This is a genomic window from Fibrobacter sp. UWH9 (genome assembly GCF_900129715.1).
GTDB lineage: Bacteria > Fibrobacterota > Fibrobacteria > Fibrobacterales > Fibrobacteraceae > Fibrobacter.
This window is the reverse complement of the sequence record NZ_FQWP01000002.1, coordinates 198,306-220,832: the sequence shown is the minus strand read 5'-3', so window position 1 is coordinate 220,832 and position 22,527 is coordinate 198,306. Positions and strand designations below refer to the sequence as shown.

Here is a 22,527-nt window from a genome sequence, read left to right as displayed (position 1 = left end):
ATGCTTGAACTTTTGTCGATGGAGTTTATGCAGAACGCCTTGGTGGCGGCAGTCCTGGTGGCTGTGGCTTGCGGCGTCATGGGAACTTTTGTGGTGGTGAACCGCCTGACTTCCTTGGCTGGGGGCGTGGCTCATGCCTCTTTTGGCGGCGTGGGTCTGGCGGCTCTACTTGGATTCTCTCCTATGCTGGGCTCCCTGGGTTTTGCGGTGGCCTGTGCCATGCTCATGGGCATTCTCACCTGGCGAGACCGAAAGAACTCCGATACCTTTATTGGCGTCATCTGGGCTGGCGGTATGGCCCTGGGCGTGATCCTCACGGACTTGACTCCCGGTTACAGTGGCGAAATGATGAGTTTTCTGTTCGGTAGTCTTCTGACGGTACCTTCGGAACTGCTGTATTGGATGGTGGCACTCCTTGTGGTGATTCTTGTGGCCGTGGTGGTCAACTTCCGGAAGTTCCTGGCCATCTCCTACGATCCTGAATTTGCCCGGGTGCAAGGATTGCCTGTGTTGACTTACTATATGGCCCTGATTGCGCTGATTGCCTTGACTGTGGTTATTGCGGTGCAGGCTGTGGGCATGATTCTTGTGATTGCCCTGCTGACCATTCCCGCCTACATTGCGGAATGCTACGCCAAGAACCTGGCCCAGATGATGGTCATGTCGGTGGTGTTTTCGCTGGTCCTTGTGGTGACCGGGCTTATGTTGGCCTGCCAGTTGAACTTTGTGGTGGGGCCGACAATCATTGCCTGTGGCGTCCTTGTTTATGCGCTTCACTTTGCCGTAAAGAAATTGCGTAGGGCTTAAGGAGTTCTAAATGAAAAAGTCAAGTCTGTTTTTTGCTCTGTTGGTGGCTCATTGTTCGCTGTTCATTGCGGCTGCGGTGGCCTTTTCGGAACCTGCTTCCCGTAACGGCTTCAGCAACATGACCGTCAAGACCGAGTATTCCGAATTGCTGCAAGAGAAGAATGCCCGCAACGATTCCCTGTTGCCGGCCCTGGATGGCGACAAGGCTTTTGCCGAAGTGCTCCGCCTGAATCCTAACTTCTGGAGCCTGGGCGGTATGATGGATAAGGAAGCCTCCCTGGTGACCAAGCTGAACGCCCGTGTGATCTACATTGACGGTATCCGCGAAGAACCTTTCTGTAACCTGGACAAGAACTCCGGCAGTTCCGCCGGCGAATGGAATGTGAGCATTGGCGTGGACTTTGTGTCTGGCGGTTCCAATACGGTTCATATCCACGTGCAGCAGTGCCTTGACTACGTTCGCGACCAGCTGGGCTATGCCGTCAAGAAGGGCGACAAGGTGGTGGTGATTCCGCCCAAGAAGGTGCTGGATAAAATCAAGGAAAGCGAGATTCCCGATGCCATCGATATCGATATGCAGCAGACCTTGCTGAAGGCCCACGAAGATGTGAACATTTCTGGCAAGTGCCCCAAGGATATCGACGCCTACATCATTCTTCGCAATGTGTATGAACAGGTAAAGAACTTCAAGATGGATTATGTTGTCATTAACGACCAGCTGAACAAGCAACGCAACGGCGCCGGCCGTGTGCAGTCCTGTTCCTTTAGCCGTGAATGGAACAAGAAGTATCAGGAAAGCGCCAGCTTTGAATGCGACATCGACCATGACAAGTGTGTTTACCGTCAGGAAAACGATGGCGACACGGAATGGTCCATCAACTACGAGAAAGACCGCTTCGAATATATCAACGACACCTTCCTTTTCTTTGACCTGAATCCCAAGAGCATCCATAAGGGTGGCAAAATGCTGGACCTGCGACTGCTCCGTCTATCCAGTTCGCTGTACCTGGAAGCTTACCTAAACTCCAAGGGGGAACCTGTTACCCTGGGTCTGGTGATCGTTCCTGGCGAAAAGACCATGGATGATTACGATGATGGCGAAGAAGAAGAGGGGATGATGATGGAATAGCCCTAGGTGCTGTTGACCATCCAAGTAGTTTTTTATATATATCTGTAGAGAAAGTTTAATCAAGGAGAATTTTATGAAGAGTGTTATCAAGGCTTCTTTGTTTGCTGCCGCATTCGGTATGGCAGCCTCTTCCGCTTTCGCCGAAAGTGAATCTTTCGGTGGTATTGGCGTTACCATTTATCAGCTCCGCGATGGTGTTAAGGTTGCCGAAGTGATTCCGGGAACCCCCGCTGCCGAAACCAAGCTCCAGGCCGGTGATGTGATTACTGCTGTAGACGGTGTCAGCCTGAAGGGTCAGGACATTGAATTTTCTAAGGAACAGCTCCGCGGTCAGGTGAACAAGCCTCTTGAAATCACCTATATCAGCGAAGGCGAAACCTATACCGCTACCATCCGCCGTGCCCAGATTACCGTTAAGGATCTGGACTCCAAGAACGTAGAAGCCTGGTATGGCAACAAGACTGAATTCGAAGCTGCCGAATTGGAAACCTACGCCAGCGCAAGTCAGTCCGACAAGCAACTGGTGGCCGTGCTGAAGCATGGTAATGCCATCGGTTCCGGCGAAAAGGTAAACGCCACCAACCTGAACGGCATCTATGTAGAAAAGGCAAACGAATTTGCTCCCAAGGTCAAGGCTTCTACCGGCAAGGTTGGCTCTGCTGCCTTGAAGGGCTTTACCCGCTCTGCAATCAGCTTCAATGTTAAGTCTGAAGGTACTGCCAACATTACCATCATGAATGCCGATGGTGCCGAAGTGGCCCGCCTCCAGGAAAACGTGGTGAAGGGCTTCAACACCGTGAAGTGGAATGGCGAAGCTACCCCGGCTGGCCGTTACATGGTGACCATCGAACTGAATGGTTCTGTAAGCGGTAAGAATGCCGTGCTGAAGTAATTTCGGCTTAGACAATCTGCTTTTATACAAATTAACAATAAAAGTCTGCGGTAATTCGCAGGCTTTTTTCATATCGTAAAAAAATTCTTTTTTTCCATTATTCTAAATTTCCCCGCCGAAGTGATTTTATCTAGAACCCATAGGCACTTTAGTGCAATTCTGTGGGCTGTTTTGTTGTTTTTGACAGCCTTGGCTCCTGCCGTGTTCGGTCAGGAGTTGACCCGCTTTGAACTGGAGGAGCGGGAACAGGTGGAAGAAGACACCACAGAAGTGGATTGGATGAATGATACCACAGGGACGGATACCATTGAGTATCGAGCTGTGGATCTGGAATATAATGTGGAAACGGCAACGTTCAACTTGAACAACAGCGCCCAGTTGAAGTATAGGACGGCCACCCTGGATGCAGACACCATCATGTTCGACCAGGAAAATGCGGTGCTTATGGCCAGCGGCGATCCGGTGCTGAGGGAGACCAAGAATCCCTCCTTGTCGGGTATGCGGTTGAAGTACAACATGAAGAGCCGCATCGGTGAAATCTATTACGCTACGACATACCAGGATAACCAGCAGCTGAACGGCATGGAAGTGAGACGTTTGCCCGACCAGCGAATTCAGATTGCCCGTGGCGACTTTAGTACCTGTAACGATTCCACGCACCAGCACTTCTATTTCTATGGCCGTCGAATGGTGGTGAAACCCAAGGAAACCATTACTGCCCGACCGGTGGTGCTGAACATTGCCGACGTGCCTGTGGCCGTACTCCCAATGATTGTGGCTCCCCTGAAGAGTGGCCGTAAATCCGGTATTCTGACTCCTAAGTTCGGTGGCGACCAGAAGCAGGGCTACTACATGAGTAACCTGGGTTTCTACTACGCGCCCAACGACTACTGGGATGCCACGGTGAAGGGCGATATTATTGAAGGTGAAGAAGCAAGATTTGAACGTTCAACCTTGACCGGGGAAGTCCGATACAGGAAGCGTTATGTGCTGGATGGAAACATCTCCTATACGTCTTACCTGGAAGAGTTTGACTTTGGAAATAGCGGCTACGATATCCGCTTCAGTCATAATCAGAACTTGACGCCCGATGGCAAGCACACCTTGAGCGGTTCCGGCTCCTTCGTCAGTAGCCAGAGTGTCCGTAAGGATAACGCCCTGGATGCCGAAACAATCTTGAACCAGCAGGCCAACGCCCAGTTGACTTACTCCGGAAAATTCGGAACCAACAAGAGCTTGACGGTAAAGGCTAGCCAACAGCACAACTTGGTGACGGACCTTATGGAACGTCAGATTCCTGACGTGCAGTACCGCATGAGCGGCCAGCTTTTCGAGTTCGAAGTCGACGAAGACGAAATCGCTGCCGAAGATGGATCTATCCAGTCGTACCTGGAAAAGTTTAACTATAGCTTTAACAACCGCTTTAACTACTACACCCGCAGGGCCCAGGATACCATCAACGAGACGGATACGACGGCTCAGTATGTGGGTTACACGGGAACTTATTCTTTAGACTATTCCGGTCATCTTTTCGACGTAATCAACCTGACGCCTCGCGCCACCTTCACGGGTTATTGGACGGGTACGGGCTGGATCAATCCCGAAGATTCCCTGAAGTACCGCAAGCGTTATCTGTTGGATCCCGAACACGATGACTACGGTCAGTTCGCCTACAATCACAATTACAGCATTACTGCCGATACGAAACTCTATGGTATCTGGGTTCCCGAAATTGGGCGGTTTACCGGTGTGCGTCATGTGCTTTCTCCCAGCGTTTCTTACACTTACGCTCCTGAAATCGATACGGTCAAGAAGTTCGCTCCTCATCCGTTGCTGGGGCAGACTCCCTATCAGACTAAGCAGAAAACGGTTGGCTTTGGCCTGAATAATGACTTTGACATTAAGTACTTGAAGGTGGCTGGCTACAAGCCCGATACTTCAAAGGGCGATACCGCCAAGGCTGTTGAAGATCAGTATGGTACCCGTCGTCTCTTGACGACTCGCCATAACGTGTCCTACAACTTTGCCGCAGACTCCCTGAACTTCTCGGATATTACGTCTAGCTTTGGCTTCCAGATTCTGCCGGATTACCTGTTTACCATCAATACCCGTCACAGTTTCTATCACAAGTATACCGAGGAACCTAATAAGGTCCAGGAGCCTGAGTTGACTTACTGGGGTTATGACTTCTCCAAGCATTTTAGCTGGAGTGGTGAATTCAACGGTGGTCTTCCGTCGCAGATGGAAAAGTATGAAATGCTGAAATGGACTTTTGGCCTCGATTACAGTTATTCCTTTAGCAGTAGCCGAGTCTCTAGGGATTTGTTCCAGGATCAGGTGACCCATTCTACAGGCATTAGCGCAAGCCTTCAGCCGACGCGTAACTGGGAAATGACTTATAGCACCCGTTACAACTATAACGAAGGCCGCTTTGTGACCCATAGCTTTACCTTTAACCGTGTACTGCATTGCTGGCAACTTGACTTTAGCTGGACTCCCACGGGACCTGCGGCTGGATGGAGCTTCTCCATTTATGTGCGTGATTTGCCTGACCTGAAGCTGAATGCCGGTAGTACGGAAACGTCAAAATAACTGTTTGGTAAGTTTATATGAAAAGTCAGATTGTGCTAGGTAGCGGTTCTCCCCGCCGTTCTGAAATTCTGAAGCTGATCGGTGTAGATTTTCGTGTGGTGGTTTCCAACGAAGAGGAAAATCCCAAATCTACCAATCCTCTGGAATTCCCCAGGGAAAATGCGACCATCAAGGCCCTTGCGGTTTCCCGTATGGAAAGGGGGGCGGTGGTGCTTGGCTTTGATACTTTGGTGTTCCTTGATGGGGTTCCTCTTGGAAAGCCGAAGAGCGAGGCGGATGCTCTTGATATGTTGTCAAAGTTGAACGGTCGTGGCCATAAGGTGATTACCGGGGTGGCTATCGCTCGTGATGGAAAGCTTCTTGCGGCATCTGAAGAGGAAACAGAGGTTGTTTTTAGAAACAACACATTACAAGAGCTTCAAGAATATGTAAATTCTAGAGACCCTATGGATAAGGCTGGTGCTTATGGTATTCAGACTGCAGGCGCCCGACTTATACAAGGTATTAACGGATGTTATTACAACGTTGTGGGTCTGCCTGTGGCGCGGACCTTGCAGATGTTGAGTGATTTGAAGGTTGAGGTGTAGAGAAGTCTATGAACGTTGAAGAAAAGAGACCTGAAGAACGTCTGGGCGAATATATTGCGCGAGTTCGTGAATCTCGCGGCATGTCTGTTGAAGAGCTTTCTGCAGCTACCAAGGTGGCTGTGTCTTATGTGAAGTCTATTGAAGCCGGCGACTGGAAGGCTTTCCCGGTGGCTGCCTATGTACGCGGTTATTTGAATTCCATTAGCGTTAAGTTGAATTTGGATTCCGCCCAGGTTTTGTCTAGCTATGCTGCCGAAAGCGGTGCCAAGCTGAGCAATGATTTTGCCGATGTTTCTGACGGAAAGAGAATTGCTCCGGTGACTGAAGCGGAAACCAGGAAAAAGAGTAAGGCCGTGCCTATCGCTATTCTTTTGCTCGTACTGGCATTCCTAGTCGCCTCTCGTTTCCTTGATTTGGAAGCTCTTGCCGAGCAGGCTTCTTCTCCGGCACCGGCTACTGCAGTCGTGGTTGAAGACACCACCGATTCTCAGGAAATTCCTGATGGTGCCGAGGTGATTCCCGCTGATTCCCTGCAGAAGGATTCCGCTGCTGTTGATTCTACCGAAAAGACAAATGTTGTAAGTCAGGCTGTTGTTGACGAAGCTGTAAAGAAGTCTGACCTGCCCGCCTCTGCAACCATCTTTATCTCTTCTGATTCCAAGACTGATTCGGCTAAGGTTGAAGAGACCGCTGCAGAAGAAGCTAAGGCCCCCAAGACCAAGAAGACCAACTTCCTGCTGGTGGGTTCCGGTGAATCCCTTTCCTGGGTTGGCCTCAAGCGTCGTGAAAGCGATAACGCCTTCCTGAAGGAAGCCAACATTTCCCGCGCCGGTGTCAAGATGGTCTACAATACTACTGATACCTTGTGCGTTACCATTGGCGATCCCAAGGCTATTGCCAAGATGTATCTGAATGGCGTTGAAACGGCCCTGCCCGAAATGAAGTTTGGCCGCGTGACCCGTTTCCGCGTGTTTGGTGGCAGAATCGTAAAGTAAAGGATTCCTATGCGTACTTCCTCTATTTCTAGAAAGACTAACGAAACTGACATCACCTTGACTTTGAACCTGGACGATTGCACCCACGGCAAGATTAGTTCCGGTAATGGCTTCCTGGATCACATGCTGAATCTGTTCCAGTGCCATGGTGGTTTCCACCTGGATTTGACCTGCAAGGGTGACGTCGAAGTGGACATGCACCACAGCATGGAAGATATCGCCATTGTTCTTGGTCAGGCACTGGTTGAATGCCTGGGCGACAAGAAGGGTATTGAACGCTATGGTTTTTACTTTGTTCCCATGGACGAAGCATTGAGCCGCGTTTGCATTGACTTTAGCAACCGCATCGGTTTCGTGTGGAATGTGAAGCTCCCTGGTCCTACCGCCGGTGGTATCGAAGCTAGCATGTTCGAACATTTCTTCAAGAGTCTTGCCGAAAATGCTCGTATGAATCTGCATGTGGAACTGTTCTATGGTAACGACAACCACCATTGCCTCGAAAGCATCTTCAAGGCATTTGCCCGTTCCGTGGCTATGGCTGTGGCTCCCTCTCGCAACGTGAAAGGCGTTCCCAGTTCCAAGGGCGTGCTGTAAGAGAGCAAAGAACTAAAAGATTAAAGCAAAGAAGGCTTGCGGCATTCGCCCGCAAGCCTTCTACGAATTAATAAGCCAGGCGCCTCCGGCGCGACTATAAAAACTCATAGCTCACAACTGAAAACTCACTGCTGAAAGGAGCCGCAGGCTCCGCCCTCTAAATCTTCGGGACTCTGACTTTGTCGCCTGCGTTCAGGTGTTCCAATGCGACGCCTGCGTTTACTGACTGCAGGGCCGAAAGTACGTAGAAGCGGGGGAGGTTCTGGACTCCGGCACCATAGGTCTTCTTGAGAAGCTTGAACAAATCGTCGCCGTCGGCTGCGGTAACGGTCTTGTAAAGGCTGGAGTTAGACGGGTCGGACTGCAACTTGGAGAGGGCTTCGCTGAACTTGTTGGCGAAGTTCTCGGCGCCGGCGCTCTGGCTATTGGCGAAGACGTTGTTGTTCTTCTTGGCGGAATTCTTGGCAACCTGGTTTGCGAAACCCTTTTTGGGTTCCTTCTTGCCGGTGACTGAACCTGGCAACTGGAACACGGGAGCCTTGAAAGTGTTCATGGAAATGTTGGCTTCGGCCTCTTTTTTCTGTTTGACCGGCTCCTGTGACAGGATTTCTTCCAGGTTAGCGATGTATGTGCTGTCGGGCCACTCCACTAGGGGCATCTTCTGGTTAATGACGATGATTTTGGCGATGGGGGTGTCATTTCCGCAGGCAACCATGTTTGCGGTTACGAAAAAGGCGGATCCTGCCAGCAAAATACCTGTAAAAAATCGTTTCATGGGTTCAAAAATACTAATTTCCCTTGCCAAAATGGCGAAAAACATCTAAATTTAGGTTCTCTAAACAACTACTTCACAGGAAGTTATACAATGAAAGAAGGTATCCACCCTAACTATCAACCGGTCGTGTTCGTCGATGCGAATACGGGTAAAGAATATATCACCCGCTCCACGAAGTCTTCCGCCGAAAAGAAGACTATCGATGGTGTAGAGTACAGTGTGATCTCTCTCGAAATTACTGCAGATACCCATCCGTTCTGGACTGGTAAGCAGCATCGCGTGGATACCGCTGGCCGTATCGATCGCTTCAACAAGCGTTTCGCCGGCAACATCACTGGTGCAAAGCGCAAGACTCGCAAGGCAGAACGCCCGGCAGCTGACGCTGAATAATTGGACTTGTTCCGCTGCCTCCCTTCCAAACAAAGGGAGGCTTTTTTAATTTTGCAGCACCATAAGATTTATCAATAAACTCAACTAGGATTGTTATGAAGAAGCAACTCACAATTTGCGCCGCTGCTCTCATTGCCATGGCAATGACCGGTTGCGAAAAGACTGGCACCATCGAAGGTGTTGTCCTTGATCCGTTTACTGGCAAGGCTATCGAAATGCCCACCGTTTGGATGGACTCTACCATCTACGGTACCCAGAATCCCAAGTATCCGTACAAGGGTGAACTGAAGGAAGGTAAGTTCAAGTTTGAAAAGGTTCCCGTTGGCAGCTACCTGATCAAGGCTCGTCGTTCTAAGTACATCCTCGGCCAGCAACGCATTGCTACCGCCGACGAAAACCCGAACATTTCCGTGACCCTGTATGAATACAGCGATCAGGTTAAGCCGGGTCTGTACAAGACTGGTACCACCGAAGGTCCCGAAAAGATTGAAAACCAGTGGGTGATCTACTCTACCACCTGTAACGAATCTGTTGCTGGTTATCGTCTGACCATGCCCATCGATACCGATGCTGGCAAGGTTCCTGGCAAGAAGGACAAGAAGAAGAAGCCGGCTAAGGCTGTTAAGGTTTCTAACCTTCCCGCTCCGTTGGCCATGGGCAGCGCACTTGACGTTTACTATGTGAACGCAAGCTCCGTTACCTCTCCGCTGGTTGCTACTGCTTTCGCCGCTGTTGAAGGCAAGATTGCTGACCACGCTGACTGTAAGGGTTTTGGCGCCGACGAAAAGAACGGTCTCTTTGTTGACAAGTCCAAGAGCACTGCTCTGACTGTTGAATACAAGGCTGAAAACTTGTTCGAAGTCAAGGGCAACCTGCCCGCAGGCAAGCAGATCATCCAGCTGTCTCAGGACGGCAAGACTCTGCAGACCTACTACTTCGAAGTCAAGTAATCGTAAACCGAGCGTCGCGCGAGCACTTGTGTTCGCATGACCGAGGTGCAGATTACTGCACTCGTAGAGTGCAAGTAGTCTAATCTGACTTTGAGCCCTGTAACCGTCTAGGTTGCAGGGCTTTTTTCGTTTCTGAAGTGTCCAAGAAGTGCCCGGGAAGTGCCCAATTTGGGTTTAGGCAGAAGAAAAAGGTGGCTTTGCAAGCCACCTTCTTTACGTTATATTTTTTAATAAAAAATTAGAGGTTCTCGTATCGCGTTAAAACCCGTCCATTTCCTAGAGCGGCTCGGATCAAGTGCTTTATACGGGCTTGGTGAGTTGGGAAGTCTGTGGGGTGCAACGCAATTCGCAAAATTCCGGCGGGAATCTTTGTGAAAAATTCGCCTAGGTTGAACATGGGGTTTACGGCAAAGTCGGGGATGCCTGCAAAGCTTGCCACGGGGGAGGCGTAGCGCTTGCCCTTCTTGTTGGTCAAGGAGAATCGGTCTTCGTAGAGCATGCCTTCGCCGCGGACCTGCAGGTGTAGGTACTTGTTGCTCCACCAGGTGGGCGGCACGAAAGCGATCGGTTTGGTCGGGGTGCCCGACGCGGTTTCAAATAGATTGTTCCATGCGGCGAGGCCTTGTTGCAGAAGTCTGCTGGATTCAAATTCGCTCAGACCGGCAAATTCCGCCTCGCGGTTGGTCATGGACATGGCGGCAAGACCGGCGTAGCTTCTGCCTTGGCTGAATTCGGCCTTATGCTTAAAGCCGTGGAGGGCAAGCTCGAAGCCTTCGTCTTTTAGTTGGGCGAGTGCTGCCTTGAAGCCTGCGGTTGCGGGCTCTTCTGTGTTTTCAGTGTCGGGAATGACCAGTACGCTGAATGGGGCGCCGACGAATTCCTTTAAGTCTTCTAGAATCGGCATGACGGTCTGGTAGTTCCAGACGCTAAAATCGTGAAAGCACAGAAGAAATTTTTTTGCGGCCATGGCTCTAAGATAATAAAAACTATATTTCCGTCCATGATTGAATCTATCATTTTAGGCCTGTTGCAGGGCCTCGCAGAATTTCTCCCTATCTCTAGTTCGGGTCACCTGGTTCTCGGCAAGGAATTGCTGGGCATGGAAGAAGCGGGCATGTTCTTTGACATCATGCTTCACGCAGGAACTCTCCTTTCCATTTTCGTCGTGTTCCGCAAGAAGATTGTGGACATGATCGTAGGTTGCATCCGCCGCGACAAGACTCAGTTGAAGGAAGTGGGCTACATCGTGCTGGCCTCCATTCCTACTGCTATTATCGGCATCGGTTTCAAGAAGCCTCTGGAAAGCCTGTTTGAAAATCCCCGCGCCGTTTGCTGCGCCTTGCTGGTGACAGCTACCTTGCTGTTCGTTTCCCAGTGGGGTAAGACCGGCAGTAAGCATCCGGAATGCGAAGGAGTCCAGATGAACTGGTGGCGCGCTCTGGTGACCGGCGTGGTTCAGGGAATCGCCTGCATCCCGGGTATCAGCCGTAGCGGTTCTACCATCAGTGGCATGATTTTCCTGGGCGTCAACCGCAAGTATGCCGGCGAGTTCAGCTTCCTCATGAGCATCCCCGCCGTAGGTGGCGCAGCCCTCCTGGATGTGATCAAGTGGGTGAAGTGCCAGGATCCCGAAACCGTAGCACGCTATGCTATCGAAAAGCCCGAAAAGGCCTTGGCCTGCGCCGATGCCAGCGGCTTTACTCCGGAACTTCTGGTGGGCATGGTCGTTGCCTTCATCTTCGGCGTTATCGCCCTGAAGTGGCTCATGGCTTTTGTACAGAAGGGTAAGTTCCACTACTTCAGCTACTACCTGTGGGCTGCCGGTATCTTGGGATTGATTTTTATTAAGTAGTTTGCTGCAAGGCCCTCGCAAGTGCGGGGAATCGCGAAAAGGACCGCTTCATCGGCGGCCTTTTTTCTTTATCCTTTCTCCTTTCCGCTTTCTGCTAATCTTGGCACGGTTCTTGCAATTGTACCTGCGAAAACAAAGAAAAACGGCAGTTTTGTTTCAAAATGAAACTTTGAACAAGCGATAGCGTTTGAAAATTTAACATAGAGCCTTCGTGAACGAAGACGACGCTGACTTAAGGCCTGAGAGGGGCACTGCCCCGACCTCACACCTGAAAGCGAAGCGTGCTGAAAGCACGAAGTGCGACCTACTAGGAGATAAAAATGGCAACTGAAAAAATGGAGTTCCAAACTGAAGTTCGCGACATGCTGAACTTGATGATCAATTCCCTTTACAGCAACAAGGAAATCTTCCTTCGTGAACTGGTTTCCAACGCTGCAGACGCACTGGACAAGCGCCGCTTCCTGTCCCTCTCCGATGCAAGCCTTTTGCCCAATGGTACCCAGCTCCGCATCGATATTGATGTAAACAAGGAGCAGAAGAAGCTGACCATTACCGATAACGGTATCGGCATGAACAAGGAAGACTTGATCAACTGCCTGGGCACCATCGCCCGTTCCGGCACCAAGAACTTCATCAAGAACCTGAAGGATTCCGATAAGTCCAGCGTGGATCTCATCGGTCAGTTCGGTGTGGGCTTCTACTCCATCTTCATGGTGGCCAAGAAGGTTGAAGTGTTGACCTTGAAGGCTGGCGAAACCCAGGGCTACCTGTGGAGCTCCGAAGGTACCGGCGAATTTGAAATTTCCGAATGCCCCCGTAACGAAGTGGGTACCAAGATTACCTTGTACCTGAAGGACGACGAAGACGCTGAAGACTTCACCAGCGAATGGAAGATCAAGGACATCGTCAAGAAGTACAGCGGCTTTGTGAACTACGGTATTTACTTCCACCCGGAAGCAACCAAGAACGACAAGGGCGAAATTGAAGTCAAGGAAGAAGAACGTCTTAACGACAAGACTGCTCTCTGGCGTCAGTCCGAAAAGGAAGTGAAGGAAGAAGAATACAAGGAATTCTACAAGGTCATCGGTCACGATGGTGGCGAACCCGCTTGCTGGAGCCACAGCCACGCCGAAGGTTCCCTGGAATTCTGGAGCTTGGTGTACATTCCGTCTAAGGCTCCCTACAACATTTGGCAGAACGATGCTCTCCATGGTCTGAAGCTCTATGTGAAGAAGACGTTCATCATGGACGACTGCAAGGACCTCTTGCCGCCTTGGCTCCGCTTTGTCCGCGGTGTGGTGGAATCCGAGGACTTGCCGCTGAACGTGAGCCGCGAAATTTTGCAGTCCAATAAGATTGTCACCAACATCCGTAAGCATGTGATCAAGAAGGTTCTTGACGCTCTGCAGAACATGGCCGACAAGGAAGCCGATAAGTACACTGCCTGGTGGAAGGAACTGGGCATGGTTCTGAAGGAAGGCTTCTACATGAACTGGGAACATCTTGATGAACTGAAGAAGCTGCTCCGCTTTGAAAGCACCAAGACCGAAGAAGGCAAGCTTGTTAGCCTCCAGGAATATGTGGACCGCATGCCGGAAGGCCAGAAGGAAATCTACTACCTCATTGGCGACAAGAACGCCGTGAAGTCTAACCCCATGCTGGAGGCTTTCAAGGCCAAGGGCTACGAAGTGCTTCTCATGAGCGATGGCATTGATGAATTCATGATGTCTTCTCTGATGGAATTCGGCGACAAGAAGTTCCACGACGTTTCCCGCGGTGATGTGGACTTCGAAAAGACGGTCGAAGAAAAGAAGGCTGAAGAAGAAAACAAGGGCCTCTTCAAGGGTCTTTGCGAAAACCTCCAGAAGGTTCTGGACGAAGACATCAAGGAAGTCCGCGTATCTAGCCGTCTGAAGGACAGCCCCTGCTGCCTCGTCACCAGCGACGACGCTATGAGCGCCCAGATGGAACGCATGATGAAGGCCATGGGCCAGGCCAACGTGCCTAAGTCCAAGCGCATTCTGGAAATCAACCCGACGCACCCCATCTGCGAAATGCTGAAGGCTAAGGCTGAAGCAGGTTCTGATCTGGGTGATTGGCCCAAGGCTCTCTACGGTCAGGCTCTCTTGGCTGAAGGTAGCCCGCTGCCCAACCCGGCAGAATACGTCAGCGCCATTACTAAGCTGCTGACTGCTGCTGCTAAATAAACCGCGAACGGCCTCGCTCCCACCTAAAGATCGCCTTTAGGTGTCGTCCTGAGATGCCGTAAGGCATCGAAGGATCTAGCGATAATTTCCCGCAAAAAAAGACCTCGTTCAAAAAACGAGGCCTTTTCTTAATGTCAGACTTTTTTATTCTGCGGGATCCACAACCGGGGTGACTTCTGCGTCACCGCCACCGAATCCGCCCCAGGAGCCTTCGCCCCAGTTAAAGCCGCTGTTGTCGCCGTCACCGCCGAATCCCCAGCCGCTCAAGTCCATGGTCCATTCGCCATCCTTGCAGACGTAGGTGAAGCTCATGCCCAGGCCGGTGTCCACTTCCTTGGTGGCGCCTTCTTCGGTGCAGGAGTTATCGCCTTGTTGCCATTCGCCGTCCTTGCAGACCATCGAAAATCCCATCATTTCCTGGGTTGCGCCCTCGGTGCAGGAGTTATCGATGCCCCATTGGCCGTCCTTGCAGACGTATGTTATTTCCATGCCCATCATGGTCGTGGAGGTGGTTTCGCCTTCATTGGCGGCGGTGCATTCCGGCATATTTTCGAACTGGTTTGCGAAGTCGCCCCAGCCCGTGGTATCGATGTTGTTGAAGAGGGAGTCGAGAGTGCTTGGGTCAAAGTCCCCAATGGGGTTGTCGCCCTTATTGCCTTCGTCCTTGTTGTTTTCGTTCGGGTTTTCTTCGGCCTGAGTGGCGGAAGATGCCGGAGTATCTGCTTCTGCAGCAGAAGATGCCGGGTCGGTTGCGTCTGCAGAGGAAGTGGGCTGGTTCGGGTCTTCCGCAGGTTCGACGCTGGAACTTGAAACTTCAGGTTCTTCTGCAGAGGATGAGGTGGATGAATCGCCACAAGCTACAAGTCCGAAAGTTGCAGCCAGTGCGACGATAGAAGAGATTCCCTTGATATTCATTTTAGGCTCCTTTATAATTCCCTAAACGTGTACGGAAAATATATGCTGTTGGCGGGTGGTTTGCCAATGGAAAAATGATTGCTCTAATGAAAAACGTTGTAGTGCTTTACAATGCAAAAAAGACCTCCGGAGAGGTCTTTTATAGGTTTAACTTTGCGATGGTCGCTACGTTACATTCCGGGAATCGTGATGGTGTAGCTGGCCTTGTGACCGGCTTCATCCTTGATCTGGATGGTGATGTCTTCGCCGGCGTCGGGGAGCTTTTCGCTTTCCAGGACGATTTCGCGAGGTTCGGAATCGTATTCGACTGCGATCCACTTGTTACCTGCCTTGACGGTGATATCGTTGCCGGATTCAATGCCGTCGTACTTATACATCAGGGGAATCCTGAGGGCTGTCTGGCGGGTGCCGCTGATGATCATGTCGGCCCAGTAGGGGAAGCCCAGAGTGGGTGCGTCGGGATTGTCGATGTTGGCAATGTCGCGAAGTTCATTGGCGCTGGCGCAGCGCTTCTTGCCCTTGTTCTGCTTGCTGAAAATGAACCAGTTGCGGCTGGTTTCGCCCAGCCAGTAGAGCGGAGCGGAATTGTCGGGGTTTTCGATACAGACGTTCCAGTTCTTCAGCTGCAATCCCTTGGGGTGGAATTCGATGAAGTCCAGGCTGTCGGTGTGGTTGCGGGTGACTGCCAAGACGCGGATGGCGGTATCGCCTGCAACGGGAATGCCGGAAATCTTCTGGCTGATTGCTACGTTGCCCAGCTTGGTATTCCAGTTGATGCTGGTCTGGTATTTCTTGTAGGTGAACAGCTGGATGTCTTCGTCAACAGCCTTGCCATCGCCAGACTGAGAAGCGCTTGCGGAATAGTGGATGGTGGTCATGTTGGGGTAGGTGTCTACCACCTTGGCCAATGCGATAGGCTTGTGTTCAAAGACTTTGCACAGGTCTTCTGCGATGACACCGTCCTTTCCGATGGCGGAGAACTGCATGCCGTTCTTGCAGTTAAAGAAGTCGATCATGGGGCGGGCAATGGCCGTGAACAGCGGCGTTGTCTGAGTCTTTGTCAACTGCAAATCTCGATTGTCCTTGCACTTGGAACGGAAGCTGAATTTCTTCTTGGTGACGTTTCCTGCAAAGTCCTCGATTTCCATGGTGTAGGTGGAAAGGGGGGCAATCTTTGCGTTGATGTAATGCCAGTCGCCTGCGGTGTCCGCCTCTTCTGTCCAGAGGAGCTGATTGCGGATATTGGTCATGCGGCTGAAACGCAAGGTATCCAGACGTTCGTCGAAAATCTTTTCGTCGTAACGCCACATGGTGATGCGGCGGACTGACATGGGATTTTCTTTGGGAGTGCGGCTGTAGTCAGCGATCTTTACCGCCAGATTCAGGCTGAATTCGTTCTTGACCGGGGTGACAATGCAGCCCTTTTCGATGGCTTCGGGGGCGGTGAATGCCAATTCATTGTCCTGCCAGACGGCGGCGCCGAAAATCTGGGGGGCGATGGTGTCCGAAAATTCGATGTTGGACAGTGCCGGGTTGATGACGCGGTCGTTGTCCAGGCGGGTTTCGATATGAAGATGGGGGTTGCCGATGCCGGTGCTTCCGGAATAGGTCAGGACGTCGCCCTTCTTGTATGCGGTTCCCGGTCTGACGGTTACATCATTCTTCTTTGTGGCGTACTGCTGCTTGGATACCAGGTCGTCCAACACGCCGAAGCTGCTCTGGTGGGCGAATACCCAGGTCTTGCCGCTACGACCCTGGAAGTACATGGCCTTGCCGTAGCCGAAGGGGGAGACCTTCAGTTCCTTGACCACGCCGTCTTCGGGGGCGTAGATGGGCCAGCCTTCTTCCATCTGGGTGGAGTAATCCAGACCGGCATGGTAACGGGTTCCGCGATTTTCACCGAAACTTGAAGTCAAGTAGGCGTCCCGTCCAAAAGGATTGTATTTAGGTTCGACCTTGTTGGCGGCGGCTTCCCTTTCTTCCTTTTCGGCCTTCAGGGCGGCGGTGCTGCTGAAATCTTCGTTATTGACGGAGATTCCCTGCTGCTCCTTGACGCAATCTTCGTAGGCGAAGGCGTCCATGGTTTCTTCGTTGCATTCTTCGGCGAATGCGTGGATGGGGAGTAGCGCGGCCGCAAGGACCAGGGCTCCTCTCAGAAAATTGTTTGTCGTTAACCTAACCTTATTCATAGTGACAGGAAAGATACAAATTTGCTACAATGACTGCAACAGGCGTAGGGGAGGGATGGTGGAAAATCCGTTTCTCCCGGTAAACATCGAATGTGGTATAAAAGAAAAAGACCCGCATTTCTGCGAGTCTTTTTTAGTGGAGCTAAGGAGATTCGAACTCCTGACCTCCTGCATGCCATGCAGGCGCTCTACCAACTGAGCTATAACCCCATTCGGGTACGCCAAATATTGAAAATTATTTTGAAGTTGTCAAGGGGGAATGCAAAAAAAATTTGATTTTTTTTGCAATTATGAATTACGAATTATGAGAAAACATAAGTGAATGCAAAAAAAACGCAGGTTTTACCCTGCGTCCTTTAACCTTTATCCTTTCCGCTTTACGCTTTCTCGATCTTCACGGATTCGATAATCACGTCTTCATACGGTGCGTCACGACGGTCGGTCTTAACGCCGGCGATTTCATCCAGAACTTCGAAGCCTTCGTAGAGCTGGCCGAACACGGAGTAACCCTCTGCAGGGCCGCCGTTTGCCGGATGGTCCAGGAAGTGCACGTCTTCGCCGTGGACGATGAAGAACTGGGAACCGATGGAGTGGGGCATCATGGTCTTTGCCCAGCTGAGAGCGCCGCGCATGTGGGTGAGGCACGGATCGTACTTGTCGCCGATGGTGGTGCCCGGACCGCCTGCAGCGTGGCCACCGGTACCGTTACGGTTGGTGAAGTCGCCGCCCTGGATCATGAAGCCAGAGATGATACGATGGAACGGAGCGCCATCGTACTTGCCCTGCTTGGCCAGTTCAATGAAGTTGGTAGCGCATTCGCCGACACGTTCTTCGAAAAGACGCAGCTTCATCACGCCGTGGTTGGTGGTCATAATGGCGATGGTTTCGCCTGCCTGGGGCTTGTCCAGCTGATTAAAAGCCATGGAAATCTCCTGTGGATTATTGTTTTGGAACCCTCAAACGTCATTGCGTGCCGCAGGCGCGGCAATCCTGGTCCGAAATGGGGTCCAAAGGTTGCTTTTTACGCAATATATATATAAAAAGAAGAAATTTCCGAATATGCTCCCATTTTTTGCCGATTTCGGCAAAAATACTTGGCATTGTTTTTCTTTGTTTACGTTTGTGTGAGCGGATGTATTGACTTGGGAAAAAAATATGGATTTTTCTTTAATTTCGAATATAGCGGAAGGTGCCCAAATCGCGGGTGTCGGCCTTGCTATTTACGGTGCCAGGAGGGCTTATAAACAGTGGCAACGTGAAAAAAAGTGGAGCGTAATAATCAAATGCGCTCGCTCATAGGGAGTCTCCTTGGGGATGAACGGATTAACAAGATTGTCCTCGATATAGATCATGACCGACTGGAAAAAATTCAAGGCTCAGAAAACGAGGGGGCTGCGAAGCGTCCCCGCCATCCCGGCAACGGCAAATCCTTGATATTGATACCCCAGAGGCACAAACCCCTGGGGTGTTTTTCTACGAGAAAAGTTCGTCGCTGGCTAATAAAAAGTCGGCTAGTCCAATGTGGTAGATTCCGTTGTCATCGTACCAGGGGGAGGCTTCGAACCTTGTTACCATGATTTTCTTGAAGGAGTTTCCGACGGCCTTGTACGGAGCCAGTTCCGAGGCAATCTTTCTTTCGTCGTCCATGCGGAAGGCGGATTGGATGTAGCACTGGAAATTTCCGCGGTTCACCACAAAGTCGATTTCCTTGTCGATGCGGATTGTCTTTCCGTTTTCATCTTTTGGTAAATGAAAAGGGAGACCCTAGGGACGGCATTTGGATGATGGCAAAACGAATTAATTCGCTATCCAACTAGATACCCAGAGCCTTCGCCCGGTCCTCCACCTGCGCCTTGAACAGCGCTTTTCCTTGCTTGCTTAGATAACTTCGGTCTATCATTGCGTCCATTTCCCTTAAATGGCTGCAAGTTTCTGCAATGAAGCGTTCTGCCCGGATTTCCTTGATGCCAATGCGGCGGGCCAGTTCCATAAAGTCCGGCTTGCCGTAAAAACCGTTGGCTTTGAAAAATTCTGTTTCAAAGTCATCCACAAAAAGTTCAAGCGCGGTTCGGCCAAGTTCCTGAACATGTAGAGATGTGTTCAGTAAATCGTAGGCGGGAGTCAGTTTGTAAACCCCATCCGCATTTGGGGAGTAGATGGAAAAGTTCTTGACGTGGGCGTCGCCGTTACAGACCAAGTAGTTGAACAGAATCAGCCTGAAATATTTTTCAACGTCGGTAGGGTAGGTGCTTACATATCGCTTCAGCAGGTCGGCGATTTGCTGATAGCTAAAGTCGTACTTGTAGTTGGAACCTTTTTCGCCTGGGGTAAGGCCTGCCACCTGGGCAAAGTCTTCCTGGCAGATCCTGTTGCCGTCGGGTAGAACATCGAATCGCTTGGTGATGTAGGCGGGTGTGCCGTCTTTAAGATAAACTAGCGCATTGTCTGCTGCGTCAATCTTGAAAATCTGTCGGGCCATTTGCATGGTCAGGTGCTCGTTGGCGGGCATGTCTTTTGTGTTGTCGAACAGTCCTTCTACCGCGGGCTTTAAGATGAAGGTGCCGCCATTTTCGGTAGGCTCCAGCCGGCCTTCGTTCACCATTAGCGAAAACTTGGGCTGTGCGCCAGAAATGGAAATCCTACGAATGGAACCTTTGTTGGATTTGATTTCGGGTAAGGAAAAATCCAGCGTGGCGTTAAACTTCTTTACGCCAAAGAGCTGCTTGGCGCAGGCAGGGCAAAAATCTCGCGGTGTCTCCTTGAGACAGCTGTGGCAACGGTTCTGCATGGTGGGGGAGGTGGCGCCTGTCATACGTCCTCCATCACGGTGATGGCGCCGATGGTTTCCTTTCCCGCAAGTTTCAGCAACAGCCTGTAGGAATCCCTGGGGTCTATCTTCAAGGACATGCAGTAAAGTTTGCGGTTTTCGCCCTCAGGCAGCAAACCCTCAAAAAACGGGAAAAGCTCTTTGGACTTGTAAGGCTCCTGTCGCTTAGGCAATGTCAGTGCAATGGCAGGGCGCCTGGACGCAAGGTAGATTTCGTCGTAAGTGAAAATGAAACTGTCCCTAGTCTTGGTCAAGGCCCCGGCTAGAAAGCCGTTGCAGAAAACCGATGCCTGCTTAACCATTGACGACTCTCTCTGTTAAGGAAAGTTTCAATCCCTGCTGTTCCGCAAGCTTGCAAAGTACCTCGATGGACGGGTTTGCGCCGCCGTTTTCGATGGCGTTGATGGTCCGCAGTGAAACTCCGGACATTTCCGAAAGATCCCTCTGGCTTAACCCAAGGGACTCCCGCCGTTTTTGCAAATTTTCAAAAATTTTGTCCATAATGTGCAATATGTTGCTTAATTTGGTTTCAAAATACAAAAACGCACAGGTTTTGTCAATGAATGCGCAATATGTTGCGTGTTGTTGGTACAAAAGTTGTTTTGTTAAATCAATCCTGCCATATATAGCGGCAGGTGTAAGATTTCTCCGTAGTCCGTTTTGCGGACTTCAAGATCCTTGGTGTACAGGATGTAGGGGGGAGTCAGGTTCTTGTGGAACTTGCCCCAGAACTTGTCCAGGGAAACATGCTGCTTGTAACTGCCGGACTTGACCTCGATGGGGCAGATCTTTTCCTTGAGACCAATTTGGGTTCTAAGCAGAAAATCGATTTCGATGTTGTTTTTTCGGTTTGCGGAATCTGATCTTGAATAAAAGTAAAGTTTGTGTCCGTTTGCGACAAGCATTTGCGCAACGATGTTTTCCATGAGCATGCCTTCGTTTATATCCAGCTTGTCGAAAAGGATTGCCCGATATAACTCGTTGCTTGTATAAGACTTTTCCATGAAGGTCTGTGTAACTAGTAAACCAGTGTCCGCCATGTAGCATTTTTGAGTTGCCACATCTGCGCTTAAGGCAAGGCCTACATTGGGGTCTGTTGCGTTGAAACAAGAGTTCGCTATCATAGCCTCGTTGAGCCAGGTAAATGCATTTTCGTAGGTCTTGAAACGACTATTTTGCTTGAGGCTTGCAAATTTGTAACGTTTTTCCTTTTTAGAAAGCTGCCCGGGAATGTTGTCAAAGACAGAAAGAACCTTTGATTCGTAGCCCTTGGCGAATTTTGGAACGTCATCGCGATAAAGTTTTAGAATTTTTCTTTTTATGGAGTCAACCTTGGCAAAGTCATGGGTTTCTTGATAGGCGAGGACTGATTGCGGCATACCGCCAACCAACATGTACTCTTGAAATCTGTTAAGCATTTTTCTGTGAAGGGCGGGCCCTAGCGGCATCCGCTTTTCAAAGCACATCTTTAAGAATGGGTAGCTGACCTCGTCACCATCGGCCCAAAGGAATTCCTCAAAATCCATAGGGTACAAATTGATGGAATCCTCTTCGGAGGGGATGAGAATGTCTTTGACATTTTGCCTAAGCGAAATCAGGGAACCGCTTTCCAAATAGTCGTATCTGCCGTCTGCAACAAGGTGCTTGATTATTTGCCTGGCTCTAGGGTAAAATTGTACTTCGTCAAATACAAAAGCGGACTGTCGCTCAAATAACTGAACGCCATAGATGACAGAAAGCTTGCTAAAGAAAAGGTTGAAATCGTCGGTGTTATGTTCAAAAATGTCAATGACGCTTTTGGGCGCGTTGGAAAAATCAATGAAAATGTGGGATTTATACTCGTTTTTGACGAATTCCTTGATAAGGAAACTTTTGCCCACACGCCTAGCTCCGTTGACTAGCATGGCCGTTGAACCTTGGCAGGTGTTTTTCCATTCTAGGAGAGCGCTGTAGGCTTTTCTTTTGAGCATTTTAATCCTTTTCAATGAAAAAATGATGACGTAAAGTGCAAGTATAAAATTAAATAAAATGACTGAAAATGCAAGTATAAATTCAAGCAAACCGACGCAAAATGCAGGTAAAATTGCGTGTGCCTTGTCTAGGATTGTTTTTATCCCTACTTTCTCTTATAAAACCCGCCAAAACCTCACGAAAATGCTAATTTCATAAAAAAAGTGATTAGTGGTTAGTGTTTAGTGGCTGGTAAGAATGTCATTACAGAACCGCGAAAAACTGACCACTGTCTACTAACCACTGTTTACTAATATTATGAAAGACAACTGCAAGATTATTCGTGAACTGCTGTCTGCCCAGGCCATGGAATTTGCCCTGGACGAGATGGCTGCAAAGATCGCAAAGATCCATCCTGCCGCCGACAATCTGGTGATTCTCGGTATGGCTAGTCGTGGCATTCCCCTGGCCAAGAAGCTGAAGGCCCGTCTGGATGCCAAGTTTGGTAGCCCTGTCGCATTCGGTAGCCTGGACGCTACTTTCTACCGTGATGACTTCCATTTCCGCAACCACGTTTCCACCGAAATGCGCGTTACCGAAATGCCTGCCTCCGTGGAAGGCAAGACCGTTATCCTGGTAGACGATGTTCTTTATACTGGCAGGTCTACCTTGGCTGCCATGCGTGCTATTCTGGACCTGGGTCGTCCTGCTGCAATTCGTCTCTGTGTGCTGGTGGACCGTGGCCACCGTGAACTTCCCATTGCTCCGGATTGCGTGGGCCTGGCTGTGGAAACCGCCCAGAATCAGGAAGTCCGCGTAAAGATTGAACCTATTGACCAAGAAAATTCTGTTACTCTCGTAGAAGTGGAGGCTTAA

The 22,527-nt window shown here is 50.3% G+C and carries 22 protein-coding genes and 1 tRNA gene; 12 read left to right on the top strand and 11 right to left on the bottom strand.

All coding sequences use genetic code 11. The features are described 5' to 3' along the window. From BUB94_RS02725 to hisB, 7 genes are all read left to right on the top strand, one after another. Positions 1–807 (top strand): metal ABC transporter permease, encoded by an 807-nt coding sequence (locus BUB94_RS02725; RefSeq protein WP_073234024.1) that lies wholly within the window; start codon positions 1–3, stop codon positions 805–807. Positions 808–817: 10 nt separating this feature from the next. Next, positions 818–1,936: a hypothetical protein gene (locus BUB94_RS02720; RefSeq protein ID WP_073234022.1), complete on the top strand. Its 1,119-nt coding sequence runs from the start codon at positions 818–820 to the stop codon at positions 1,934–1,936. A gap of 73 nt (positions 1,937–2,009) precedes the next feature. Further along, positions 2,010–2,828 carry a S41 family peptidase gene (locus tag BUB94_RS02715; protein WP_073156227.1) on the top strand — a complete coding sequence of 273 codons (819 nt, stop codon included), beginning with the start codon at positions 2,010–2,012 and terminating at the stop codon, positions 2,826–2,828. Positions 2,829–2,948: 120 nt separating this feature from the next. Beyond that, positions 2,949–5,420: a putative LPS assembly protein LptD gene (locus tag BUB94_RS02710; protein WP_254793646.1), complete on the top strand. Its 2,472-nt coding sequence runs from the start codon at positions 2,949–2,951 to the stop codon at positions 5,418–5,420. A 17-nt stretch (positions 5,421–5,437) separates the two neighbouring features. Then, entirely contained in the window at positions 5,438–6,007 is a 570-nt protein-coding gene (locus tag BUB94_RS02705; RefSeq protein WP_073156231.1) for a Maf family protein, read from the top strand. Positions 6,008–6,015: 8 nt separating this feature from the next. Next, complete coding sequence (locus BUB94_RS02700) at positions 6,016–7,002, top strand: helix-turn-helix domain-containing protein (RefSeq protein WP_073156234.1); 987 nt, start codon at positions 6,016–6,018, stop codon at positions 7,000–7,002. Between the two features lie 9 nt (positions 7,003–7,011). Further along, positions 7,012–7,596, top strand: a complete 585-nt coding sequence (gene hisB / locus BUB94_RS02695; protein WP_073156236.1) for an imidazoleglycerol-phosphate dehydratase HisB — start codon at positions 7,012–7,014, stop codon at positions 7,594–7,596. A gap of 157 nt (positions 7,597–7,753) precedes the next feature. Here hisB and BUB94_RS02690 read toward each other — a convergent pair whose 3' ends face one another. Continuing rightward, positions 7,754–8,371 (bottom strand): hypothetical protein, encoded by a 618-nt coding sequence (locus tag BUB94_RS02690; RefSeq protein WP_249269325.1) that lies wholly within the window; start codon positions 8,369–8,371, stop codon positions 7,754–7,756. Positions 8,372–8,461: 90 nt separating this feature from the next. On the opposite strand from BUB94_RS02690, the gene BUB94_RS02685 reads away from it, so the two are divergent. Next, complete coding sequence (locus BUB94_RS02685; RefSeq protein ID WP_073156242.1) at positions 8,462–8,761, top strand: type B 50S ribosomal protein L31; 300 nt, start codon at positions 8,462–8,464, stop codon at positions 8,759–8,761. Positions 8,762–8,856: 95 nt separating this feature from the next. After that, positions 8,857–9,711, top strand: coding sequence for a hypothetical protein (locus BUB94_RS02680; RefSeq protein ID WP_073156244.1), 855 nt, complete (start codon positions 8,857–8,859; stop codon positions 9,709–9,711). 238 nt (positions 9,712–9,949) lie between these two features. Here the strand turns inward: BUB94_RS02680 and BUB94_RS02675 are convergent, their stop codons facing one another. After that, complete coding sequence (locus BUB94_RS02675) at positions 9,950–10,678, bottom strand: DUF2334 domain-containing protein (RefSeq protein ID WP_073234011.1); 729 nt, start codon at positions 10,676–10,678, stop codon at positions 9,950–9,952. A gap of 33 nt (positions 10,679–10,711) precedes the next feature. Between BUB94_RS02675 and BUB94_RS02670 the strand changes: the two genes are divergently transcribed. Together BUB94_RS02670 and htpG are read left to right on the top strand one after the other, a co-directional pair. After that, the gene (locus BUB94_RS02670; protein WP_073234008.1) at positions 10,712–11,563 is read left to right on the top strand and encodes an undecaprenyl-diphosphate phosphatase; all 852 of its coding nucleotides are present in this window, start codon (positions 10,712–10,714) and stop codon (positions 11,561–11,563) included. Between the two features lie 320 nt (positions 11,564–11,883). Beyond that, positions 11,884–13,770 carry a molecular chaperone HtpG gene (htpG, locus tag BUB94_RS02665; protein ID WP_073234005.1) on the top strand — a complete coding sequence of 629 codons (1,887 nt, stop codon included), beginning with the start codon at positions 11,884–11,886 and terminating at the stop codon, positions 13,768–13,770. A 144-nt stretch (positions 13,771–13,914) separates the two neighbouring features. Here the strand turns inward: htpG and BUB94_RS02660 are convergent, their stop codons facing one another. The 9 genes from BUB94_RS02660 to BUB94_RS02615 form a co-directional block, all read right to left on the bottom strand. Next, a complete protein-coding gene (locus BUB94_RS02660) occupies positions 13,915–14,685 on the bottom strand; it encodes a hypothetical protein (RefSeq protein WP_073234002.1) in 771 nt (256 codons plus the stop codon). Positions 14,686–14,855: 170 nt separating this feature from the next. After that, positions 14,856–16,874, bottom strand: coding sequence for a M23 family metallopeptidase (locus BUB94_RS02655; RefSeq protein WP_073234000.1), 2,019 nt, complete (start codon positions 16,872–16,874; stop codon positions 14,856–14,858). A 137-nt stretch (positions 16,875–17,011) separates the two neighbouring features. Continuing rightward, positions 17,012–17,084: transfer RNA gene (locus BUB94_RS02650), tRNA-Ala, on the bottom strand. Between the two features lie 167 nt (positions 17,085–17,251). Continuing rightward, positions 17,252–17,797 (bottom strand): peptidylprolyl isomerase, encoded by a 546-nt coding sequence (locus BUB94_RS02645; protein WP_073156333.1) that lies wholly within the window; start codon positions 17,795–17,797, stop codon positions 17,252–17,254. 550 nt (positions 17,798–18,347) lie between these two features. Beyond that, positions 18,348–18,566, bottom strand: coding sequence for a hypothetical protein (locus BUB94_RS02635; protein WP_139260109.1), 219 nt, complete (start codon positions 18,564–18,566; stop codon positions 18,348–18,350). Between the two features lie 121 nt (positions 18,567–18,687). Next, entirely contained in the window at positions 18,688–19,686 is a 999-nt protein-coding gene (locus BUB94_RS02630) for a HipA domain-containing protein (RefSeq protein WP_254793644.1), read from the bottom strand. Further along, the gene (locus BUB94_RS02625; protein WP_073233991.1) at positions 19,683–20,003 is read right to left on the bottom strand and encodes a HipA N-terminal domain-containing protein; all 321 of its coding nucleotides are present in this window, start codon (positions 20,001–20,003) and stop codon (positions 19,683–19,685) included. The genes BUB94_RS02630 and BUB94_RS02625 overlap by 4 nt, the downstream gene beginning before the upstream one ends. Continuing rightward, entirely contained in the window at positions 19,996–20,202 is a 207-nt protein-coding gene (locus BUB94_RS02620) for a helix-turn-helix transcriptional regulator (protein ID WP_073234198.1), read from the bottom strand. Before BUB94_RS02620 ends, BUB94_RS02625 begins: the two co-directional genes overlap by 8 nt. Positions 20,203–20,306: 104 nt before the next feature. Further along, a complete protein-coding gene (locus BUB94_RS02615) occupies positions 20,307–21,671 on the bottom strand; it encodes an ATP-binding protein (protein WP_083538049.1) in 1,365 nt (454 codons plus the stop codon). A gap of 298 nt (positions 21,672–21,969) precedes the next feature. On the opposite strand from BUB94_RS02615, the gene pyrR reads away from it, so the two are divergent. After that, a complete protein-coding gene (gene pyrR / locus BUB94_RS02610; RefSeq protein ID WP_073156341.1) occupies positions 21,970–22,527 on the top strand; it encodes a bifunctional pyr operon transcriptional regulator/uracil phosphoribosyltransferase PyrR in 558 nt (185 codons plus the stop codon).